The organism is Paenibacillus auburnensis (genome assembly GCF_927798115.1).
Classification (GTDB): Bacteria; Bacillota; Bacilli; order Paenibacillales; family Paenibacillaceae; genus Paenibacillus_AQ; species Paenibacillus_AQ auburnensis.
Map to the genome: position 1 here is coordinate 225,727 of NZ_CAKMMG010000009.1, position 20,253 is coordinate 245,979.

Genomic DNA, 20,253 nt, shown 5'->3' on the forward strand with positions numbered 1-20,253 from the left:
GAGTGATGACAGCATGACTGAGCGGCTGCTATCTATTGAGAATTTACAAGTATCGTTCGCTACCCGGGATGGAGAGAACCAGGCAGTCCGGGGCGTGAGCTTTCATATTAATGCCGGTGAGACCGTAGGGATTGTCGGGGAATCCGGCAGCGGCAAAAGTGTTACGGCCAAGGCCATCATGTCGCTGATTACGCCTCCGGGACGGATTACTTCCGGGAGACTGGAGTTTCAGGGCGGGGATCTGACCGGGCTTTCGGAAAAAGAGTGGCGGAAACTCCGCGGCAACCGGATTGCCATGGTCTTTCAGGACCCGATGACCTCGCTGAATCCGGTCAAAAAAATCGGGCAGCAATTAACGGAAGTGATCCGCAGACACCGCGGATTAAATAAAGGAGCGGCCTACAAGGAAGCGGCTGAGATGCTGCGCCAGGTAGGTATCCGTGATCCGGAGCAGCGGCTGAAGCAGTATCCGCATGAATTCAGCGGCGGGATGCGCCAGCGGGTAATGATCGCCATGGCACTCTCCTGCCAGCCGGAGCTGCTGATTGCCGATGAGCCGACAACCGCACTGGATGCTACCATTCAGGCGCAGATTCTTGACCTGTTCAAAGAGCTTAAAGGCAAGTCGGATACGGCCGTTGCGCTGATCACCCATGATCTCGGGGTGGTGGCACAGGTCTGCACCCGAGTTATCGTTATGTACGGGGGGCTGATTATGGAGGAAGGGACGGTAGAGGATATTTTCTACCGCCCTCAGCATCCGTATACCCAAGGGCTGCTGCGCTCGATTCCGAAGCGCGGCGGGGGCTCACGTGAGCGGCTGATCCCGATCGAGGGTACGCCGCCTGATCTGCTGAATCCGCCGCCGGGCTGTCCGTTTATGGAGCGTTGCCCGCATGCCTTTGCCCGCTGCAGTGAACGTCCTCCCGCAGTCGAGCTGTCCCCGGGACACCGCTCGATGTGCTGGCTGGCTGAGAGTGCAGGGCAGCAGGCGGCAGCTGTTGCAGAAGGAGGGTTCGCTGGTGAGTGATAGCAGCATATTAGTGGACGTAAATAATCTGAAGAAGCACTTCTCCAAAGGCAAGGATCTGCGCGGGCGTGATACAGCTGTGCTGAAAGCGGTGGATGGCGTCAGCTTCCAGATCCGCCGGGGGGAAACCTTCGGGCTGGTCGGGGAATCGGGAAGCGGGAAATCTACGGTGGGGCGCTGTCTGTTGCGCCTGTACGATTACACTGCTGGTGAAGTGTCATTTGACGGGCAGCCGCTCGGAGCTTTAAGCGAGAAGCAGCTTAAGCCTTTCCGCAGAAGGATTCAGTCCATCTTTCAGGACCCGTATTCCTCGCTGAATCCCAGCCTGAATGTGCTGGAGCTGATCAGCGAGCCGATGAAGATTCATGGAGTATATCAGGGGGATGAACGCAAGGAGGCAGTGGCTGCACTGCTGGAGAAGGTAGGGCTGAAGCGGGAGCATCTGTACCGCTTCCCCCATGAGTTCAGCGGCGGCCAGCGGCAGCGGATATCCATTGCCAGAGCGCTGTCGGTCCGGCCGGAGTTTGTGGTCTGCGATGAGCCGATTTCAGCGCTCGATGTGTCCGTTCAGGCACAGGTGGTCAATATGCTGGAGGATCTGCAGGCTGAATTCGGATTGACGTATCTGTTCATTGCCCATGACCTGTCGATGGTCCGGCATATTTCCGACCGGATCGGTGTGATGTACGGCGGGCGTCTGGTTGAAGTGGCTGAGAGTGATGAGCTGTATGACAATCCGCAGCATCCGTACACGAAGGCGCTATTGTCCTCCATTCTGGAGACGGATCCGCTTAAAGCCAATCAGCGGATCCATTTGGACGGCTTCACCGCCGTGCGCGGTGAAGGCGAGGCAGCGCAACTGCAAGAGGTAAGTCCGGGCCACTTCGTGGCTTATGATTTCAAGGAATAAGCGGGAGGCAGAGAAACATGTCGGAAACAGTGAACAAGGTTAGATTATCACAGTGGGATGCGTTGTTATTGGAATCACTGCGGGGACTGGGTTGGACGAATGAAGAGCTGCTGGCCATTACCTCTGCCGGAGAACTGCCGGTCGACAATAGTCCGTTCGAATTTGATTATCAGCAGCTCGCAGCTCTGGCAGCAGAGAAGCCGGAGGAATACCGCCAGGCTGTAACGGAAGGCTACCAGATTAAATACAATACGATCCGGGGCATCCGCAGCTGGATCTCTGTCGCGCTAGGCATAGAGCCGCAGCTGGAGCTGGAGGAAGGCAAGGAAGCGGTTGAGGTTTCCTTAAACGCAGACGAGAAAAAACGTGTGGAAGACGTTCTGTCCTTTGGCTGGGTGATCAGCGGAGAAGCGGAGTCCGGAGTCTACCGGATTGAACCGGTCCAGCGGTAAGCTGCACGATAAATGGAAATTGCCTCCCGGCGTTATGTCCGGGGGGCAATTTTTTTGGGTTCTATTTTTAATGGCTGAAACGCGGGAACAGGGATAAACGTATGATAAGAAGCATGAAATAAGATAAGGGGAATCCTGCCGACCGGTCTTTCCTACATATTCAGCTGAATCTTGCGGGTGCTGAGAACGCCTTCCAGGCCGGTAGGGTCGGTACTTACTTTGCGCGATACAAAAGCCTCCGCCCGCTCCGAGGTGCGGATACGCACCGGCTTGGTCTCCATATGCACCAGTTCCCACATGACGTCGGCTACGGACTCTGCTGTCTGGGGTTCTACATTCCGCTGCAGAAAGGTTGCGGTGTACGCATCAATTACCGGCTTGTATTCGTCCTCCAGAATCCCGCCGGTGTCTGATACATGCCCCAGCACGGTTTTGTTGAATTCTGTGGCAATCGCCCCCGGCTCCAGTAAAGTCACGTCGATGTTGAATTGCGGTTTGTAATAGGTAGCCAGACTTTCCAGCAGGCCTTCCACCGCAAATTTACTGGCGCAGTATATTTCATTCATCGGCTGTCCAACTAGTCCGCCTACGCTTGAAGTGGCTACGATATGACCGTTCCCGCTCTTACGCAGCAGGGGCAGTGCAGCCCGGATGGTATGCATTACGCCGTATACATTGGTATCGAAGACCCGGTGGATATCTTCCACCGGCGCTTGCCCAAGTGCGCGGAGGTAACCGAACCCTGCATTGCAGAACAGTACGTCCAGCGAGCCGTGCTTACGGCTGATTTCGTCGACCACAAGCTGAATGCTGTCCGGATCTGTGACTTCGAGATGGACGAAATGCAGATTGCCTGTTTCGCGGTACAGCTCCTGGTCGCGTGCCGGATTCCGCGTGCCGGCGTATACAGTCCAGCCTTCACGGGCGAATTTCAGAGCCGATGCCAGGCCGATTCCGGAAGAGGCGCCGGTAATGCAGATGATTTTGCTCATTTTAAATGCAACCTCCAATGAATTTGATGTTGGAAATCAGGAATTTCCAAAAGATGGTCTATACATTATAGCATGTACCGGATGCATCTCCCTTGAGTCCGACATAAAGTCCGCATTTTCGCCTATTTTTACGGCCTGGTTAAGTTGTATCAAAGTTTTCATTACTGTAGACTATAATTAAGTCTATAGTAGTAAGCGAATGGAGAGGAACAATGGAAGTATTTAAGCGTTATTATGCTAATTTAACGATCCGGCGCTTTGGAATTCTGGTGCTGATCGGACTGCTGCTCTACAGCATCAGAGACATGTTGAATTTAGTGCTCCTGACATTTTTGATTGCTTACGTGATGAACAGCTTTCAGGTTCTGCTGACGAAGCGGATCAGCAAGTATATCCGGGTGAACAGCAAGGTCATAATCATCGTGTTGTACCTGGCCCTTATCACCATGATCGTACTTACCCTGGTTAAATATCTGCCCAAAGTGTTCGAGCAAGTCAAGCAATTAACCACCTATTTATCGAATTTAACTTCTGAAGACATCCCGCAAAATGAGATTACCCAGTACTTATTCGGTATGCTCAAGGATTTGAACTATCAGTCCTATCTAAAGGGCGGTATTGATTATGTGTTCAAAATCAGCAACTGGGGCACAACCTTCGTATTATCCACCATTCTGAGCTTTGTTTTCATCCTGGAAAAGGGCCGCATTGTCAGCTTTACTTCCCGCCTGAGAGAGAGCAAGATTTCCTGGTTCTACGTAGAGCTTGAGTATTTCGGCAAAAAATTCATTTCCTCCTTCGGCAAGGTCATTGAAGCGCAGATTCTGATCGCGCTGTTCAATACGTTCTTTACCGTGATCGGTTTATGGATTCTTGGCTTCTTTTTTGAACCGTTTCCTTATCTGTTCGCGCTTTCCGTGATGATCTTCCTGCTCAGCCTGATTCCGGTGGTCGGATTCGTCATCTCGCTGGTTCCGCTCTGTATTATCGGCTATAATATCGGCGGGCTGGAAATGACGGCCTATGTCCTCGCGATGATTGCCGTGCTGCATTTCATGGAGGGCTATTTCCTGAATCCGAAGCTGATGTCCTCGAAGATGAACCTGCCGATGTTCTACACCTTCATCGTATTGCTGTTCTCCGAGCACTATATTGGCGTATGGGGACTTATTCTCGGGATTCCGATCTTTGTCTTCTTCTTGGATATCCTTGATATTTCCCGCAATGAACCCGTGAAGTAACCAGAATTCCGTTCATAAAAAAGAGGCAGCCCACATTTGCCAGCGGGCTGCCTTTTTCATCATCTAAGTATTCTGCAATCAGCCGAACGTGGTAGTGACACTCTGGGTCACAAGCTCTCTTACCTCGGCTTTTTGCGCTGCGTATTGTTCTCTTGTAATGCTGCCGCTGGCCAGGCGCGAATCCAGCTGCTGAGTCAGCTGTGCAACCTGCAGGTTAATGACCTGATTGATATTCCCGCCGTTCTCTGCGGCGATGTCCTTCAGAGACTTACCGTCGTAAAGTGCCTCGTACAGCTCTTCATCAGAGGACTGGTTCAGTGCTTCAAGCAGCTCGTCCTTGTCTGCCACAGCTGCGGAAGTAGACCATTTCGCTACCGGAGAGGCGATGGCGGCAGTTCTGCCCCAGGCTGTTCCTCCGAAAGACATTGCTACAATCATGGTCCCGACAATCATCACTCGTTTTATGTTCATGTAAATAATCCTCTTTTCATATTTGTTATATCGGTAAGGGGTCATAGGTTACGTTAGTTAGGATAAATGTGCTTAAGTGCATTGTAACCGGGAAAGCTGAGGCTAAGCTTAAGTCTGGTTTAAGATTGCCTAAAGAATGGCCCCTTGGGGGTAATACGCTTTAATCCGCGGTAGGGTTCATTTAAATGATCACGGCAACCTTTCAAGCTGAGAACCGTCTGGAGCAGGGAAGAGCTTTTGGGTGGACCGGCAAATCAAGGTATACTATCAGCAGGAAGCAGAACGGTTATTAAGAGAAGCAGGGCCAGATAGTAAATAAACCATAAGTGTAAGAGGTGAACCGCCGATGAATAAAAAAGTACTGGTTGTTGATGACGAACAGAGCATTTCCAGTGCAATTGCCTATGCGCTGCGGCGCGAAGGCTATGAGGTGGATACGGCCGGTGACGGGGAGGAGGCCCTCTCCAAGGTGCTGACCTTCCATCCGAATGTGCTGGTGCTGGACGTGATGATGCCTAAGCTGAGCGGCTATGATGTATGCCGCCGGCTGGAGAACCGGGATGATATAGGGATTATTCTGTTGACAGTCAAAAATGATATTGTTGATAAAATTGTCGGGCTGGAGCTTGGGGCAGATGATTACATGACCAAGCCGTTTGAAATCCGTGAGCTGCTGGCTCGTGTCAAGGCGCTGCTGCGCAGGCTGGACAAGAAGACGGGTGAAGTCGCCGGCGAGGTAATCGAGTATGGAGCGCTGCGCGTGTATCCCGACAGGCGTTCTGCCGAGCTTGGGGATGAGGAGCTGGAGCTGACGCCGAAGGAATTTGATCTGCTGCTGCTGCTGCTCTCCCATCCACAGCGTGTATATATGCGGGAAGAGCTGCTGGAGCAGGTATGGGAGATGGACTATGCCGGCGGCACACGCACCGTGGATATCCACATCCAGCGTCTGCGCAAAAAGCTCGGTGAGCCTTATCAGAATATGCTGCAGACGGTTTATGGCGTCGGGTATAAAGCTGTACCGGCCGGGAGCTACGCATGAGAGTCAGCATCAAGCTGAAATTCAGCCTGTTCCTGGGGCTGCTGCTGATCCTGGCTGTCAGTGTGCTGAGCTATTTCGTGCTGCGCGGCGTAGAGCGCAATGAGCTGACCCAGGCGGAGGCCTCGCTCGCCCAGCATGTCAAAACCGTCAATCTGCGGGTGAAGCAGACCTACTACACGGGAGTCCGGCTTCCTCCGCAGCAATTTCTGCAGCGGCGCGGGCGTGAGCTGGCGGCCGAGCTGGCCGGCTTTACCGGTCTTGAGGTCACGCTGTACGATGCGCAAGGTGAGCAGGCAGGGACCTCGGTGCAGCGTGAGCCTGCACAGGGAAGTGCCGCTATCGCCGGTGCACTGGCCTATGCGCTGCAGAACAAGATCGCTTACCAGAATGCAGGCGACAAGCTGCTCTATCTGGCTCCGCTTCAAGGCCCGGAGGGGCAGATGGGGGTAGTGCAGCTGCAGTATTCACTGAAGAGTGCGCAAAGCTTTCAGCAGACCCTCCGCAATCTGTTCCTGACGACCGGAGCCGCGGTGCTCCTGCTAAGCTTCATTACCGGTTATTTGTATTTCAACCGCGCCGCCTCTGCGATCAGCCGCTTGAAGAAGGCGGCAGAGTCGATCCGCCGGACCGAATATATCTCATCTCCGCCGCTTACACGAAGGGATGAGCTGGGTGAGCTGGCCGAGGGGATTTATTTTATGAGTAAGGAAATTGAGCGCAGTATTGCCGCAAAGGATGAAGAGCAGCGTAAATTACAGCTCGCCGTGACGAAGCTTCAGGCGCTGGAGCAGCAGCAGAAGCAGTATATCGGCAATATCAGCCATGAGTTCAAGACACCGCTGACCTCGATTAAGGCTTATGTGGACCTGCTTAACATGTATGATGATGATCCCAAGCTGCTGCTGGAGGCCAAGACCAATATCGCCAAGGAAAGTGACCGGCTGTATGAGATGGTGGACAAGGTGCTGCAGCTGACCGCACTGGAGAAATATGATTTCGAATCGCAGGCCGAGTTGTTTGAGGTAGCCGAAGGGCTGCGGGATATCTGCGGCCGGATGAACGGCAAGGCCGAGCGGTTCGGCCTGACAATTACGCTGGAGGCGGAGCCTGCACAGATCTGGATCGACAAAGAGAGCTTCATGCATATTTTCATCAATCTGATTGATAATGCCATCAAATATAATGTCCCACAGGGGGCTGTCCATCTGCGTAGTGAGGTCCGGGAGGGCCGGGTATGGATCACGATCAGCGATACCGGCATAGGCATCCCGGCGGAAGCACGGGACAAAATCTTCGAGCCATTCTATACGGTTAACCGCGACCGCTCCCGGGCGTCGGGGGGCACCGGTCTCGGGTTGTCACTGGTGCGCAATCTGGTCGAGAAGCAGAACGGCAGCATTGTCCTGCTGGAGACAGAGGGCGAAGGCTCGGCGTTCCAGCTTTCTTTTCCGGTAATGGCGTGAGAATCAATAAACTTTACAAGTTGGAAACATTATGCAGCGTTTTGGAAATACTCTTCCGGTATGCTTGGGGCAATGGAGCAATAACACTGTAGGGGGAAGTAATGATGATTATACTAATAGGCGGCAGACTGCGCAGGGCGGGTCAGGTGGTGCTGGGCACAGCGCTTGTGCTGACTACGGCATGCAGTTCGGGGAATACGGAGTCGCGGCAGGTCGTTGACAAGTCGGGGACCCAAATTACAGTAATGGACAATACCAGCGAATCTGTATACACCAAGCTGAAGCTGGAGGGCATCGACAAGGTCGAGGGTGTGCGCGGCATGGACTGGGTTAGTGAGGATGTCATTGCGGTGGATAAAGAAAACCGAAATCTTACCCCACAAACGATTGAAGGCACGGAACGTTATCCCCATAACCTCTATTTGCATACCCTTTCCTCCGGGGAGGAAACTGCGCTCCAGGAAGGGAACAAAAACTATGGTGCAGCAGAGCTGTCTCCGGGCAAGGAATATCTCCTGTACAAAGAGGCGGAGGATGTAGTGGGTCTCGGGTACATCATGAATCTTGCCACAGGCGCTTCCGTCAAGGTGGATGAAGCCCCGTTCCGGATGGAAGAAGGCAGGTGGGCTGACGACGGGCATGTGATTTTCCCAAGTATGGACGGGACTATTTACAGCGTAGATGTACAGGGAAATAAAGAGACTGTGGTGAAGCCCGGCGAACCGTATGTCCATGAGCTGGGGCAGTCGGGGAATATCATATACTACGTGACCGGTGAGGAGATGGAGTTGAACGCCTACGATAAGGAAACCAGGCAGGCCAAGGCTCTGAAAAAAAGTGTGGTCTGGGCCATTCCGTCCCCGGACGGCAGCAAGCTGGCCATTGTGAAGCGGACCCAGCCGGGAGAGATGGTGTTGGTGCTCTGTGACAGCGAAGGCAATGAGCAGTCGGAGCTGGCCTCAGGCCAGCAGGTCTTCGGAACCAGCTGGTCGCCGGATGGCAGCAAGCTGGCGTATTCGTTAATCGCCGAGAACCCTGCCGATGACCAGAACGGGGTGTTCATTACCACACTTGAGACCGGGGAACAGACGCCGCTCCTTGGCGATATTGAAATTTCCGGCCAGCTGCGCTGGAGTCCTTCCGGCAAGAAGCTGCTGGCTTCCTCGGCTGTGCTGAAGGATAACGCTCTTCAGATCACGACATATGTGATTAGGCTGTCATAACGCATAAGAAAAAAGCGCCCGGGATATGGCAGCTGCTGATGCCATATCCCGGGCGCTTATTAATGCTGTTATTGAGGAATTAGCTGGTTAAGCTGGTTCAATAGCTCATTGATCTGGCTGATCGTAGCGGGAATCCCTGTCGATTCGAAGGCATCCTTGCCCTCCTCCAGATTAGTTGTAGCCTGATCCAGACCCTGCTGAAGCTTCTCGTTGTAGCTGACAATGGATTGATGCAGATCCGCTGCATACTCCGGAACCTGAAGATTGGCATACCCGGAAATCCGTTCCTTCAGAGTAGCCAGCTTTTCCTTCAATGCCTCCTTAGCCTGCGGGTCTGTGGCTGCATCGGCAGCCAGCGAATCCATTTCCTGCGCGAATTCCGTCAGCGTCTGCATGTAAGAGGCTGTATCGGCAGTGAAAGTGACGCCATTCTCCACCTTTTCTGCAAACCCGCAGCCCGGTACAATCAGCAGGATGAACAGCAGCAGACTTAGACTGTATTTCTTCATTCGCCTCACTCCTCTTGAGTTATCGTATGTGCCAGGTTTACTCTAGTTCATACGGCAGTATACCGAGCGGGTTGCGGAAAATTAACTTTTGTCTAAATTCATACTTGACAGGTGGGTTTAAGGGGGTATATGATTACACCAATAGTTCACCACTAATTAAATGAACAGTGAAATAATTACCTGAGCCGATTGGACCGCCAAAGGCTCCCGCATTACTACCCTATGGAGGGAGTATGCCGGGAGCCTTTTTTTGTTGGCTGATGGAGGAAGGCAGGGAGCGAATGACAGATGAAGAGTGGGAGCGCCTGGAAGAGGCCGACTGGCTCTTCCGCAAGATGGTAAGAAGATTCGTGAAGGAGCGTGACCGGGTGAATGTGGAAGGGATTGCCCTGCCGGGCATGCTGATCCTGAACAAGATTATCCGCGAGGGTGAGCAGCGGCTCGGCGATCTGGCAGAGCAACTCGATTTCACCTCCGGTGCCATCACGGCACTGAGCGACAAGCTGGAAAAAGGCGGGTACACGGTACGCCGGCGGAAGGAAGATGACCGCAGGACAGTATTGTTGGATATTACGGCTAAAGGGCGGGAGCTCGTGCAGCGAAACAGCAATGTGGGAGCCCGATGTATCACGCTTCTGTTCGAGGGTTTCACGGAGGAGGAGCTTGCGCAGCAGAGCCGTTTCTATGAACGGATGATCGGGAATCTGGAAGGATTCTCGGACACCCTGCTGGAGCTGGCCCGGCAGAATACCGAAGCCGCCGCCGCCCGCCCTGAACAGAAGCCGCGGAAAACCGCGCCGGAGAACAAGTATCTTAGCTACTAAAAATAATGAGCTCACAAAAACTTAAGCGTATGCTTCCGAAGCGAGTTTTTGTACGAAGCTAATTCAGGAATTATATGCTCACAAAAACTTAAGCATATGCTTCCGAAGTGATTTTTTGTTCGAAGCTAATGCAGGAAGTGTATCCTCACAAAAAATTTTAGGAGAGATGATCATGGGACACTCAACAATTTATCCAACAGGAGCTACAGTCTATAACCCGGCCAAGGCATGGAGCGGCTATACCGTCTATCAGGCAGGCGAAGAAGGGGTTGTGCTGATCGACATGAACGGTAAAGAGGTGCATCTGTGGAAGGGCCTGCTCGGCTTCCCTGCCAAAATCCTCCCTGGCGGCTATGTGCTGGGCAGCACCGGCAGAAGGGATCCGAAGTTCGGCATTCAGGATAATGTCGATCTCGTACAGGTCGATTGGGACGGCAATATCGTCTGGAAATTCAACGGCCATGAGCACATCGAGGATCCCGGCTATGAACCGCTGTGGTATGCACGCCAGCATCATGACTATCAGCGGGAAGGCAATCCGGTCGGCTATTATGCTCCGGGCCTTGAACCTAAGGTGAACAGCGGCAAGACCCTGATTCTGGCCCACAAAAACCTGCATAACCACGACATCTCCAACAAGGAGCTGCTGGATGATACGATTCTTGAAGTGGATTTTGAAGGCAATGTGATCTGGGAATGGGCCGCTAGCGATCATTTTGCAGAGCTTGGATTTGATGAAGCGGCCCGCAATGTATTGTTCCGTGATCCGAATACACGCTCCTTCGGTCATCTGGGCGGAGGCGTCGGCGACTGGCTGCACATCAACTCGGCTTCCTATGTAGGACCGAACAAATTCTACGATAACGGGGATGCGCGTTTCCACCCGGACAATATCATCTGGGATGCCCGTGAAGCGAACATTATCGCTATTACAGACCGGGCAACAGGCGCGATTGTCTGGCGTCTCGGCCCCGACTATAACCTGCCTGAAGTGAAGCATATCGGCTGGATTATCGGCCAGCATCATGCCCACATCATTCCGAAGGGACTGCCGGGGGAAGGCAACCTGCTCGTATTTGATAACGGCGGCTGGGGCGGTTACGGATTACCTAACCCTGCATCACCCTACGGACAGAAGAATGCTGTGCGCGACCACTCGCGGGTTCTGGAGATCAATCCGGTCACCTTCGAAATTGAGTGGCAGTACACCTCGGCAGAAGCCGGATTCTCTGTACCAACTGACTCCTATAAATTCTACAGCCCCTATATCAGCTCGGCCCAGCGCCTCGTAAACGGCAATACGCTGATCACAGAAGGTTCAAACGGCAGATTGTTCGAGGTTACGGCAGAGCATGAAATTGTCTGGGAGTATGTCTCCCCTTATAAAGACGGCAGAAATACCAACATGGTGTACCGCTCCTACCGTGTGCCTTATAGCTGGGTGCCGCAGCTTGAGAAACCGCAGGAAACGGAGATTGAGCCCATCGATGTAACCAGCTTCAGAGTACCGGGTGCCGCACCCAAGGGATCGGATTCAGTAGTAAGTGTCGCCACAACCCTGCCGTTCATGGAGGGGGCCGCTTGTGTGGCAACCGCAGAAGAAGGCGTTCTTCAAAAAAAAGGCTAGATCACTAATAAACGAAGAGGTGCATCGTCTTGAAAAAATCATGGTACGGTTCAGCATTCCTGCTCTTATCTATATCTCTTGTTGTAATCCTGTCGGGCTGCAGCTCCAAGGGGGACGCGGCCGCCTCTGGAGAGGCTGCGGGTAATCAGCCCAAGACACTTAAGATCAAAATCGCCGACACCAACACTAACCCGGTTTTCCGGGTAGCGGCGGATAAAGGCTTTTTCAAAAAGCATGGCATCGACGCTGAAATCATCACCTTCGCTTCGCCGGCGGAGGGGGTTAACGCCTTGTTCATTAAACAGGTGGATGTAGCATACGGTGCAGACTTTCCGGTGCTGAATGCGGTGTCCAAGGGCGGCTATTCGATTATCGCTTCTGCAGGCCAGGCTACCGATCAGGCTGCTGCGGCCTGGAAGCTCTACGTGAGGGACAATATTCAGTCTGCTGCTGATCTGAAGGGTAAGAACCTCAGCTTTATCCGGGGAACCTTTATCCCGTATCTGTGGGATGAGTACCTGAAGGAGCAGGGGATTGCGCTGAGTGATGTGACGTTAACCGGACAGGGCGGTTTTGACGAAGCTTTTATTGCCCTGAAGCAGGGTGACATTGATGCAGCCTGGGTGATCGGTTCGGCGCTGGTTGATAAGCTGGCTGCGCTGGAAGGGGTGCATGAGCTGAGTGATATGTCCAAAACCCCTGTGCGGCTCGGCATGGGACTTGTGAGCGGAGACGAGTTCATCCAGGCGAATCCCGATGGCATCGGCGAATTCCTGGCTGCGGTGAATGAGGCCTCCACCTACGCTCAGGCCCATCCTGACGAAGTTGCGGATCTCATGTATGCGGAAGTGAAGCAGCCGAAGGAGAATACGCTGAAGGATCTGCCTCTAAACCCATGGATCATCGGCTTTACTCCTGCTGCTTATGACAGTCTGGCCGGCCAGAAGAAATACATGATTGATGCGGGTATCATCGAGAAGGACTTTGATCTGGAGAGCAAACTGAATCTGGAGCCGCTGAAGCAGGTTCTGCTGGATACAGTGACTTACGGGAAATAACTAGCCACTACACAAAACTAAGCTTCCGAAGCAAGTTTTGTACGAAGTCTAATCATTGAAGTGTTGCTACACAAAACTTTTAGGGGGTGTCCAAATGTCTACACTTGCGAGTCAGAGCCAGCACACCATTCAGATCGAGAAGCTCCGGAAAAGCTACAGTGAACAGACAGCCGGAGACGTTCATTACATTATCAAAGATGTGAATCTTGTGATCAAAGGCGGCGAATTCTTCGTTCTGCTCGGCCCGAGCGGCTGCGGGAAATCGACCCTGCTGAATATGATCGCCGGGTTTGTCTCCAAATCCGGGGGCAATCTGAAGGTGGATAATGTTGAGATCGACAGACCGGGCAGAGACCGTGCGGTGGTGTTCCAGCAGGCGGATTCCTCCCTGTTCCCGTGGCTGACCGTTCGTGAGAATGTGGAATTCGGATTGCGGATGAAGAAGACGCCCAAAGCGGAACGCCGGAAGATCTCTGACCGCTACATCGGACTTGTCGGGCTGAACGGGCATGAGGAGAAGTTTCCGAAGGAATTGTCCGGAGGCATGAAGCAGCGGGTGCAGCTGGCCCGTGTACTGGCGAATGATCCGGCGATTCTTTTGATGGATGAACCCTTCGGCGCCCTGGATGCGATGACCCGGCGTACGATGCAGAAGGAGCTAGTTAACATCTGGCGGGAAACGCATAAGACGGTTATTTTTGTAACACATGATATTCAGGAAGCACTGCTGCTTGGTGAGCGGATCGGCATTATGTCCGTAGGTCCTTCATCCAACATCACTGATATTTATGACAATGCGCTGCCGTTTCCGCGGGACGTGGCCTCACCGGAGTTCTACTCGCTCTATAACCAGATTCAAGGACATTTCGAAGAATAGGATAAGGGGGTGACACCTGATGAAATGGGTGGAGAAAAAATGGGTCTCCGTCTCTCTGCTGTGGATTGCCGCACTGGGCATCTGGCAGCTGGGTGCCGCAATATACGGGCCTGATGTGATCCCCGGGCCGTGGGCAACGCTGAAAGGCGGGCGGGAGCTGGTGAGCGACGGTACCCTGATGCAGTATATCGGGATCAGCTTTTACCGGGTGCTGGTGGGCTGGGTGCTGGGCAGTCTGCTGGCGGTTCCGGTGGGGCTGATCATCGGCAAAGTGAATATCATCCGGATTTTTGCCGAGCCGTTTCTGAACTTTATCCGCTTCATTCCGCCGATTGCCTTCATCACGCTGTTCCTGGTCTGGTTCGGCATCGGCGAACAGTCAAAAATCGCCCTGATCATGTACGCGACCTTCTTCATCGTGGTGTTGAATACGCTGACCGGCGTAATGTCGGTGGAGGAAGACAAAATCCGTTCCGCCCGCAGCATGGGGGCCAGTGAATGGCAGATCCTGCTGCATGTGATCGTTCCGGCGACAACGCCTTATATTTTCACCGGAATACGGCTGGCGATGGGGACCTCCTACATGGCGATTATCGGCGCAGAGATGATTGCCTCGAACGAAGGTGTGGGCTATCTGATCTGGAACTCCCGCCTGTTCTTCCGCACGGACTGGATTTTTGTGGGGCTGTTCTGCCTGGGCTTCATGGGCTTCTTCACCGACCGGCTGTTCGGCTGGTTCGGCCGCAGGGTGCTGTACCGCTATGGTGTTGTCAGTGTGGCGGCGCGGAAACGCTGATCTTAATCATTCGTTCAAAGTACCGCTTGTCTTCTTACTCTTTCTCGCAGAAACGGGTGCTGTCCCTAAAAGGACGGCAAACCCGTTTCTTTTTGTTTACAAATGTTTCTATTTCACTTAACGTCCGGCAAATACTGGGCCACTATACTTCAGTTGGGCAGCGAATAGCTTGGAACAGAGAGAACGCCCGCAAATAAGAATTTAGGAGTGAACGGGAAATCATGAAAAAGAGATTCAAACAGCAGTTATCTATGGGTCTGATGTTGTCCTTGCTCGTCCTCTTGCTTGCCGCTTGTTCCAACTCGGAGGCTAAGGCTGACGAAACCGGGAATTCTGCCGGAACGGAGCTGAGCTTAAGCGAAATTGAAGCCGCCGCCAAAACGGAGGGTGCGGTAGTCAGCGTAGGCATGCCGGATTCCTGGGCCAACTGGAAGGATACGTGGACTGATATTACAGGGAAGTATGGAATTAAACATACAGATACAGATATGTCGAGCGCAGAGGAAATTGCCAAGTTCGAGGCAGAGAAGGACAAACCGACAGCCGATATCGGGGATGTTGGGATTGCCTTCGGTCCCGTTGCGGTAGATAAAGGGGTAACTGTGCCGTATAAAACCTCCTATTGGGACGAGATTCCCGATTGGGCCAAGGACAAGGACGGAAACTGGGTTGTCGGCTATCAGGGAAGTATCGCTTTCCTGACCAACACCAAGCTGGTGGCCGATCCGCCGAAAAGCTGGGAGGACCTGAAGAACGGCAGCTACAAAATCATCGTCGGTGATGTAACGAAAGCCGCGCAGGCCCAGATGGCGGTGCTTGCCGCAGCGATTGCCTTTGGCGGGGATGAGACGAATATTGAGCCGGGAATTGCTTTTTTTGAGGATCTGGCTAAAAAAGGCCGGCTCTCCAATGCCGATGCTTCGCTCGCCAACATCGAGAAGGGCGAAGTAGAGATGACGCTGCTTTGGGATTTCAATGCGCTGAATTACCGGGATCAGATCGGCAAGGACGGCTTTGACGTCGCTATTCCGAAGGAGGGCAGTGTCGTGAGCGGGTACGCGACAATCATCAATAAATGGGCACCCCATCGGAATGCTGCCAAGCTGACCCGCGAGTACATCCTAAGCGATGAGGGTCAGATTAATCTGGCTAAGGGCTATGCCCGGCCGATCCGCGACAGCGTCAAGCTGCCGGATGATGTATCTGCTAAGCTGCTGCCGAAAGAGGAATATGTCAACGCTAAGCCGGTCGGTGACTACAAGGCATGGGAAGAAACGGCGAAGAGCATTCCGCAGCTGTGGCAGGAACGTGTGCTTGTGCATTTAAACTAAATGAAGAAGATGAAACAGAGACAACGCGGGGTCATTCTGGCCCTGCTTCCTTTTGTGCTGATGGTGCTGGCCTTTCAGGTAGTTCCCCTGTTGTCCATGCTGACGGGCAGCTTTCGCAGGGAGGACGGAACCGGGTTTACGCTGGGCAATTATCTTCACGCTGTGCAGAGCGCTTATTATATGCAGGCAATCAAGAACAGCCTGCTGATCTCTGTCTCCTCCAGTGTGATCGGCATCGCGGCCGGCCTGTTGTGTGCCTACTGCATCACCCGGTTTACCCCGGCGGTGCGGGATAGGCTGCTGATGCTCTCGAATATGACCTCGAATTTCGCCGGAGTGCCGCTTGCGTTTGCCTATATTATTCTGCTCGGCAACAATGGCGTCTTTACGCTGCTGTTCAAGCAGTGGGGTTGGAGCGTATTCTCGGACTTTAACCTCTACAGCTGGTCCGGGCTGATTCTGGTCTATGTCTATTTTCAGATTCCGCTGGCCTTGCTGCTGCTGTATCCGGCTTTTTACGGCATCCGGGAGCAGTGGAAGGAAGCGGCTGCCCTGCTCGGAGCTGGCTCCTGGCAGTTCTGGAGAACGGTAGGCCTGCCGGTGCTGTCACCGGCAATCTTCGGTACGCTCGGCATCCTCTTCGCTAACGCGATGGGGGCTTACGCGACGGCCTATGCGCTGGTCGGCGGCAACTATAATCTGCTGGCCGTCCGTATCGGCTCACTGGTTGCCGGAGATGTGGTGACCCAGCCGCAGATGGGCAGCACGCTGGCTGTTCTGCTGGCTCTGAGTACGCTGCTGGCCGTTTATCTCAATCAGCGGATGGTCCGGCTTACCGAAGGTTTTGTCAGCAAATCGCCCCGGAAACGGCTCTGGCGGAGAGAAGCTTCAGCAGGCGTAAGAACTGCGGCCCTGGAGGAGGCGGGACAATGAACACACGGCGAAGCGGGCTTGCCCCGCGTACGTTTATGCTGCTGCTCATGGCCTATTTGCTGCTGCCGCTGCTGGCAACGGGACTATATGCATTCGCAGAGAACTGGCAAAACACCCTGCTGCCTGAAGCCTGGACCTTCAGCTGGTTTGGCGAGATGTTTAAGGACATCCGCTTCCTGGAGGCGCTGTGGACTTCGCTGTATCTGTGCCTGATCACTGTAGTCCTGAGCCTCGCCGTCATGCTGCCTGCCGTGTTTGTGATTACGGTTTATTTTCCGCGCTGGGAGAGCTTTATGAAGGGGATTGTTGTTCTGCCTTATGCCGTACCCGGTGTAGTAGCCGCCGTGGGTCTGATCCGCGCGTATTCCTCAGGCCCGCTGAATATTTCGGGTACCGCTTATTTGCTGGTCGGGGCTTATTTTGTGGTCATTCTTCCCTATATGTATCAGGGCATCCGCAACAGCCTGCTTAGCGTATCCGCCGTAGAGCTGCTGAATGCCGCCGAACTGCTGGGTGCGAGCCGCCGGAGCGCTTTTGTGAATGTGATTCTGCCGAATATCTGGCCGGGTGTTATCGTATCAGCGCTGCTGTCATTCTCCGTGCTGTTCGGGGAGTTTGTGCTGACGAATATGCTGGTCGGCGGCCATATACAGACTATTCAAGTGTATCTTTACAGGCGGGTCGGGGAGAGCGGGCATCTGGCCAGTGCGATCGCCATTTCTTATTTTGTATTCATTCTTCTGTTGTCGGCGCTGCTGATGCGGCTGGGGACGCTGGGAAAGAGATAGCTTATGTGGAGGAGGGAATGACCGGATGAACGATTACTTGAAGCTGCAGGGTATCCGCAAAAGGTTCGGGGATGCCCAGGTGCTGAATGGGGTGGATCTGAGTGTCGCCGAAGGGGAGCTTGTGACGCTGCTCGGTCCGTCCGGCTGCGGAAAAAGCACGCTGCTGCGCTGCATCGCCGGTCTGGCCGAGCTGGATGGCGGCAGCATTGAGCTGGAGCGGCGGGAGCTGACGAGCCTGCCGCCGCGCAGCAGGGATGTGGGCATGGTGTTCCAGTCCTATGCGCTGTTCCCCAATCTGACCGTCAGCCAGAATGTGGAATACGGGATGCGCATGCGCGGGATGGCTCCTGCGGCACGGCGCAGCCGCTGCCGGGAGCTGCTCGCGATGGTCGATCTTGAAGATAAGCGTGATATGTATCCGCAATCGCTATCCGGCGGCCAGCAGCAGCGGGTGGCGCTGGCCCGCTCGCTCGCCGTCCAGCCCAAGCTGCTGCTGCTGGACGAACCGCTTAGCGCACTCGACGCCAAGATCCGCAAGAACCTGCGGGCGGAGATCCGTCAGATCCAGCGGAGGCTGGGGATGACGACGCTGTTCGTCACCCATGACCAGGAAGAGGCGCTGATTCTGTCAGACCGGATCTGCATCATGAACCAGGGCCGGATTGTTCAGGAGGGCTCACCGGAGCAGCTGTATACAGCGCCGCGGACGGAATTTGCCGCCCGGTTCATGGGCAGCTACAATGTGCTGACCCGGGCCGAGGCGCTGACGCTGTTCCGCAGCTTGCGCAGCGCAGCGGACAGCTTCGCCATCCGGCCCGAAGCACTTAGGCTGCTGGCGGATGGCGAGAAGCCGGGGGAGGACACGGACGGCATGATTGCTGTGAAGGGGACGGTACAGTCTATATCTGTGCTCGGCAATATTATCCGGGCTGTCGTGGAGGCAGCAGGGATTTGCCTGACCGTAGATTTGCTGAATGACGGACGCTGGCTGCGCGTGCGGGAGGGCGAGGGGGTTACCCTTATGCTGGACCCGGCCCAGCTGCTGCAGCTGGAACAGGAGGGGGCCTGAAGATGACGGATACAGCGAATAAGCTTATCGTAGTGGTGCTGGACGGACTGCGGTACGATGCCGCCCGTAAATATATGGGGTATATGGAGCATCTGGTGGAGCAGGGCCATATGTCCTGCTGCAGTGTACAGTCCGAGCTGCCTAGTCTCTCGCGGCCTCTGTATGAAGTGCTGCTGACGGGGACGCCGGTGTCGAAGAACGGAATCACCGCCAATCATATTGTCAGGCTGAGCCATGAAGAGAGCGTCTTTCATCTTGCTGTCGCCGCCAATCTGCGCACAGCTGCAGCGGCCTATCACTGGGTCAGCGAGCTCTATAGCTCAGCGCCGTTTGATCCTGTGGCCGACCGCCATCAGCACAATGTCCTCAAGCCAATCCAGCATGGCAGCTTTTACTTCGAGGATCATTATCCGGACAGTCATGTATTCGCCGATGCCGAATATTTGCGCACTGCCTATGATCCGCATTTTCTCTATATTCACCCGATGAATATAGATGATGCCGGACACCGCGGAGGCGGGGAGAGTAAGGAGTATGAGCTGGCGGTCCGCAGGGCGGACGGTCTGCTCGCCACACTGCTGCCGAAGTGGATGGAAGAAGGCTATACAGTGATCGTGACGGCGGATCATGGGATGAACGCTAACGGGTGTCATGGCGGCGTAACGCCGGCTGAACGGCTGGTGCCGCTGTACATGTCCGGCAATAACGGGCTGCTGCCGGAAGCGGGAGCCGGGACCCTGCCCCAGCTGCTGCTCGCCCCGTTAATGTGCCATTGCCTGGGGCTCGCACCCTCTAAAGCGATGAGCACGGAGGGGCTGCCGCTTTTTGCCGGGGCGAAGGCCCCTTAGTTGGATTTCCTCCACCTAAATTCCGCCGGGACGGGATGAAGAGTGACGCTAGTTGGATTTGCTCCACCTAATCGCTCCCGTATGGGCCCGAATCAGCATATCTCAGGGAATTAAGTGGAGGTTTTCCAGCTAAACTATGATGTTAGGCGAAACTGGACGAATTAGCTGGATCTTTTCCCGCTAATGTCAGCCAGATCACACACTAAGGCCTAACCGGCCTGCCGGCTGTACTTGGCCCCGATATCTTTCAAGGGACAGCTTTCTTTCACATTCATGCTATAATGAGGAAATATTGCTTATGGCATTTTGAAAGGGGCAGCAGCCTGATGGAAGTTACCGCACAAGAGGTAGCGGAATGGATGGTCAAGGAGATCCGTTTTACCGGAACCCTGCACCAGACCGCCGCGATTGAATATGTTAAGGCTAATTTCGGCGAACAGTTTGTGTTTGTCAATGAGAACGGGAACGCCTCGCTGTCCAAGGACGTGAAGAAGGCTTTCCGTAAGCTGCATGGCGGAAGAATCGCCTGGGACCGCGACGGTTTTTTGTGGGCTTGGACGTGAAACAGGAAGGACCATTGCTCTGGTAGCGATGGTCCTTTCTGTTGGAGAACCGGATGAATAAAGAAGAAAAGCCCCTTCCCACATTTGGTCAAGCCCCTGTTTTATAGACACTGAAAAAAGACCCTAGGCTATAAGCTGCTTCCGGTACTCTACCGGAGGCAGCTTATTTAGTCTTCGTTGCGGTCGATGTTCGTTATAAAATTGAA

The 20,253-nt window shown here is 54.0% G+C and carries 21 protein-coding genes; 18 read left to right on the forward strand and 3 right to left on the reverse strand.

Going from position 1 to position 20,253, the window contains the following annotated elements; translation table 11 throughout:
• The first annotated feature begins 13 nt into the window (after window positions 1–13).
• The 3 genes from L6H70_RS23650 to L6H70_RS23660 are packed head-to-tail and all read left to right on the forward strand — an operon-like array spanning window position 14 to window position 2,392.
• Window positions 14–1,030, forward strand: a complete 1,017-nt coding sequence (locus tag L6H70_RS23650; protein WP_236336608.1) for an ABC transporter ATP-binding protein — start codon at window positions 14–16, stop codon at window positions 1,028–1,030.
• Window positions 1,020–1,940, forward strand: a complete 921-nt coding sequence (locus L6H70_RS23655) for an ABC transporter ATP-binding protein (RefSeq protein ID WP_279306792.1) — start codon at window positions 1,020–1,022, stop codon at window positions 1,938–1,940. Before L6H70_RS23650 ends, L6H70_RS23655 begins: the two co-directional genes overlap by 11 nt.
• A gap of 17 nt (window positions 1,941–1,957) precedes the next feature.
• Window positions 1,958–2,392 (forward strand): hypothetical protein, encoded by a 435-nt coding sequence (locus L6H70_RS23660; RefSeq protein WP_236336610.1) that lies wholly within the window; start codon window positions 1,958–1,960, stop codon window positions 2,390–2,392.
• A 152-nt stretch (window positions 2,393–2,544) separates the two neighbouring features.
• Here the strand turns inward: L6H70_RS23660 and L6H70_RS23665 are convergent, their stop codons facing one another.
• Window positions 2,545–3,384, reverse strand: coding sequence for an SDR family oxidoreductase (locus tag L6H70_RS23665; protein ID WP_236336612.1), 840 nt, complete (start codon window positions 3,382–3,384; stop codon window positions 2,545–2,547).
• A gap of 212 nt (window positions 3,385–3,596) precedes the next feature.
• Between L6H70_RS23665 and L6H70_RS23670 the strand changes: the two genes are divergently transcribed.
• Complete coding sequence (locus L6H70_RS23670) at window positions 3,597–4,625, forward strand: AI-2E family transporter (RefSeq protein WP_236336613.1); 1,029 nt, start codon at window positions 3,597–3,599, stop codon at window positions 4,623–4,625.
• Window positions 4,626–4,703: 78 nt separating this feature from the next.
• On the opposite strand, the gene L6H70_RS23675 is transcribed toward L6H70_RS23670, so the two are convergent.
• A complete protein-coding gene (locus L6H70_RS23675) occupies window positions 4,704–5,096 on the reverse strand; it encodes a hypothetical protein (RefSeq protein WP_236336614.1) in 393 nt (130 codons plus the stop codon).
• Window positions 5,097–5,442: 346 nt separating this feature from the next.
• On the opposite strand from L6H70_RS23675, the gene L6H70_RS23680 reads away from it, so the two are divergent.
• The 3 genes from L6H70_RS23680 (at window position 5,443) to L6H70_RS23690 (ending at window position 8,824) form a co-directional block, all read left to right on the forward strand.
• The gene (locus tag L6H70_RS23680) at window positions 5,443–6,138 is read left to right on the forward strand and encodes a response regulator transcription factor (protein ID WP_236336615.1); all 696 of its coding nucleotides are present in this window, start codon (window positions 5,443–5,445) and stop codon (window positions 6,136–6,138) included.
• The gene (locus L6H70_RS23685) at window positions 6,135–7,601 is read left to right on the forward strand and encodes a sensor histidine kinase (RefSeq protein ID WP_236336616.1); all 1,467 of its coding nucleotides are present in this window, start codon (window positions 6,135–6,137) and stop codon (window positions 7,599–7,601) included. The genes L6H70_RS23680 and L6H70_RS23685 overlap by 4 nt, the downstream gene beginning before the upstream one ends.
• A gap of 104 nt (window positions 7,602–7,705) precedes the next feature.
• Window positions 7,706–8,824, forward strand: a complete 1,119-nt coding sequence (locus L6H70_RS23690) for a hypothetical protein (protein WP_236336617.1) — start codon at window positions 7,706–7,708, stop codon at window positions 8,822–8,824.
• A gap of 68 nt (window positions 8,825–8,892) precedes the next feature.
• Here the strand turns inward: L6H70_RS23690 and L6H70_RS23695 are convergent, their stop codons facing one another.
• The gene (locus tag L6H70_RS23695) at window positions 8,893–9,333 is read right to left on the reverse strand and encodes a DUF6376 family protein (protein WP_236336618.1); all 441 of its coding nucleotides are present in this window, start codon (window positions 9,331–9,333) and stop codon (window positions 8,893–8,895) included.
• Between the two features lie 281 nt (window positions 9,334–9,614).
• On the opposite strand from L6H70_RS23695, the gene L6H70_RS23700 reads away from it, so the two are divergent.
• From L6H70_RS23700 to L6H70_RS23750, 11 genes are all read left to right on the forward strand, one after another.
• On the forward strand, window positions 9,615–10,157 hold the full coding sequence (locus L6H70_RS23700; RefSeq protein ID WP_236336642.1) for a MarR family winged helix-turn-helix transcriptional regulator: 543 nt from the start codon (window positions 9,615–9,617) through the stop codon (window positions 10,155–10,157).
• 172 nt (window positions 10,158–10,329) lie between these two features.
• A complete protein-coding gene (locus L6H70_RS23705) occupies window positions 10,330–11,784 on the forward strand; it encodes an aryl-sulfate sulfotransferase (protein WP_236336620.1) in 1,455 nt (484 codons plus the stop codon).
• A gap of 29 nt (window positions 11,785–11,813) precedes the next feature.
• Entirely contained in the window at window positions 11,814–12,842 is a 1,029-nt protein-coding gene (locus tag L6H70_RS23710) for an ABC transporter substrate-binding protein (protein ID WP_236336622.1), read from the forward strand.
• Window positions 12,843–12,936: 94 nt separating this feature from the next.
• The gene (locus tag L6H70_RS23715) at window positions 12,937–13,719 is read left to right on the forward strand and encodes an ABC transporter ATP-binding protein (RefSeq protein WP_236336623.1); all 783 of its coding nucleotides are present in this window, start codon (window positions 12,937–12,939) and stop codon (window positions 13,717–13,719) included.
• A gap of 19 nt (window positions 13,720–13,738) precedes the next feature.
• Window positions 13,739–14,515 carry an ABC transporter permease gene (locus L6H70_RS23720; protein WP_236336624.1) on the forward strand — a complete coding sequence of 259 codons (777 nt, stop codon included), beginning with the start codon at window positions 13,739–13,741 and terminating at the stop codon, window positions 14,513–14,515.
• A gap of 221 nt (window positions 14,516–14,736) precedes the next feature.
• Window positions 14,737–15,846 carry an ABC transporter substrate-binding protein gene (locus L6H70_RS23725; RefSeq protein ID WP_236336625.1) on the forward strand — a complete coding sequence of 370 codons (1,110 nt, stop codon included), beginning with the start codon at window positions 14,737–14,739 and terminating at the stop codon, window positions 15,844–15,846.
• A 9-nt stretch (window positions 15,847–15,855) separates the two neighbouring features.
• Window positions 15,856–16,779, forward strand: a complete 924-nt coding sequence (locus L6H70_RS23730) for an ABC transporter permease (RefSeq protein WP_236336643.1) — start codon at window positions 15,856–15,858, stop codon at window positions 16,777–16,779.
• Entirely contained in the window at window positions 16,776–17,567 is a 792-nt protein-coding gene (locus L6H70_RS23735) for an ABC transporter permease (RefSeq protein WP_236336626.1), read from the forward strand. The genes L6H70_RS23730 and L6H70_RS23735 overlap by 4 nt, the downstream gene beginning before the upstream one ends.
• A 25-nt stretch (window positions 17,568–17,592) precedes the next feature.
• On the forward strand, window positions 17,593–18,636 hold the full coding sequence (locus L6H70_RS23740) for an ABC transporter ATP-binding protein (protein WP_236336627.1): 1,044 nt from the start codon (window positions 17,593–17,595) through the stop codon (window positions 18,634–18,636).
• Between the two features lie 2 nt (window positions 18,637–18,638).
• A complete protein-coding gene (locus L6H70_RS23745; RefSeq protein ID WP_236336628.1) occupies window positions 18,639–19,484 on the forward strand; it encodes an alkaline phosphatase family protein in 846 nt (281 codons plus the stop codon).
• Window positions 19,485–19,810: 326 nt separating this feature from the next.
• Entirely contained in the window at window positions 19,811–20,047 is a 237-nt protein-coding gene (locus L6H70_RS23750; RefSeq protein WP_236336630.1) for a DUF6953 family protein, read from the forward strand.
• Window positions 20,048–20,253: the final 206 nt, after the last annotated feature.

What these genes read in the sequence shown, in the direction of transcription:
- L6H70_RS23650 (WP_236336608.1), top strand. Translation starts at nt 14, where the DNA reads ATGACTGAGCGGCTGCTATCTATTGAGAATTTACAAGTATCGTTCGCT.
- L6H70_RS23660 (WP_236336610.1), top strand. Translation starts at nt 1,958, where the DNA reads ATGTCGGAAACAGTGAACAAGGTTAGATTATCACAGTGGGATGCGTTG.
- L6H70_RS23665 (WP_236336612.1), bottom strand. Translation starts at nt 3,384, where the DNA reads ATGAGCAAAATCATCTGCATTACCGGCGCCTCTTCCGGAATCGGCCTG.
- L6H70_RS23670 (WP_236336613.1), top strand. Translation starts at nt 3,597, where the DNA reads ATGGAAGTATTTAAGCGTTATTATGCTAATTTAACGATCCGGCGCTTT.
- L6H70_RS23675 (WP_236336614.1), bottom strand. Translation starts at nt 5,096, where the DNA reads ATGAACATAAAACGAGTGATGATTGTCGGGACCATGATTGTAGCAATG.
- L6H70_RS23680 (WP_236336615.1), top strand. Translation starts at nt 5,443, where the DNA reads ATGAATAAAAAAGTACTGGTTGTTGATGACGAACAGAGCATTTCCAGT.
- L6H70_RS23685 (WP_236336616.1), top strand. Translation starts at nt 6,135, where the DNA reads ATGAGAGTCAGCATCAAGCTGAAATTCAGCCTGTTCCTGGGGCTGCTG.
- L6H70_RS23690 (WP_236336617.1), top strand. Translation starts at nt 7,706, where the DNA reads ATGATTATACTAATAGGCGGCAGACTGCGCAGGGCGGGTCAGGTGGTG.
- L6H70_RS23695 (WP_236336618.1), bottom strand. Translation starts at nt 9,333, where the DNA reads ATGAAGAAATACAGTCTAAGTCTGCTGCTGTTCATCCTGCTGATTGTA.
- L6H70_RS23700 (WP_236336642.1), top strand. Translation starts at nt 9,615, where the DNA reads ATGACAGATGAAGAGTGGGAGCGCCTGGAAGAGGCCGACTGGCTCTTC.
- L6H70_RS23705 (WP_236336620.1), top strand. Translation starts at nt 10,330, where the DNA reads ATGGGACACTCAACAATTTATCCAACAGGAGCTACAGTCTATAACCCG.
- L6H70_RS23715 (WP_236336623.1), top strand. Translation starts at nt 12,937, where the DNA reads ATGTCTACACTTGCGAGTCAGAGCCAGCACACCATTCAGATCGAGAAG.
- L6H70_RS23720 (WP_236336624.1), top strand. Translation starts at nt 13,739, where the DNA reads ATGAAATGGGTGGAGAAAAAATGGGTCTCCGTCTCTCTGCTGTGGATT.
- L6H70_RS23725 (WP_236336625.1), top strand. Translation starts at nt 14,737, where the DNA reads ATGAAAAAGAGATTCAAACAGCAGTTATCTATGGGTCTGATGTTGTCC.
- L6H70_RS23730 (WP_236336643.1), top strand. Translation starts at nt 15,856, where the DNA reads ATGAAACAGAGACAACGCGGGGTCATTCTGGCCCTGCTTCCTTTTGTG.
- L6H70_RS23735 (WP_236336626.1), top strand. Translation starts at nt 16,776, where the DNA reads ATGAACACACGGCGAAGCGGGCTTGCCCCGCGTACGTTTATGCTGCTG.
- L6H70_RS23740 (WP_236336627.1), top strand. Translation starts at nt 17,593, where the DNA reads ATGAACGATTACTTGAAGCTGCAGGGTATCCGCAAAAGGTTCGGGGAT.
- L6H70_RS23745 (WP_236336628.1), top strand. Translation starts at nt 18,639, where the DNA reads ATGACGGATACAGCGAATAAGCTTATCGTAGTGGTGCTGGACGGACTG.
- L6H70_RS23750 (WP_236336630.1), top strand. Translation starts at nt 19,811, where the DNA reads ATGGAAGTTACCGCACAAGAGGTAGCGGAATGGATGGTCAAGGAGATC.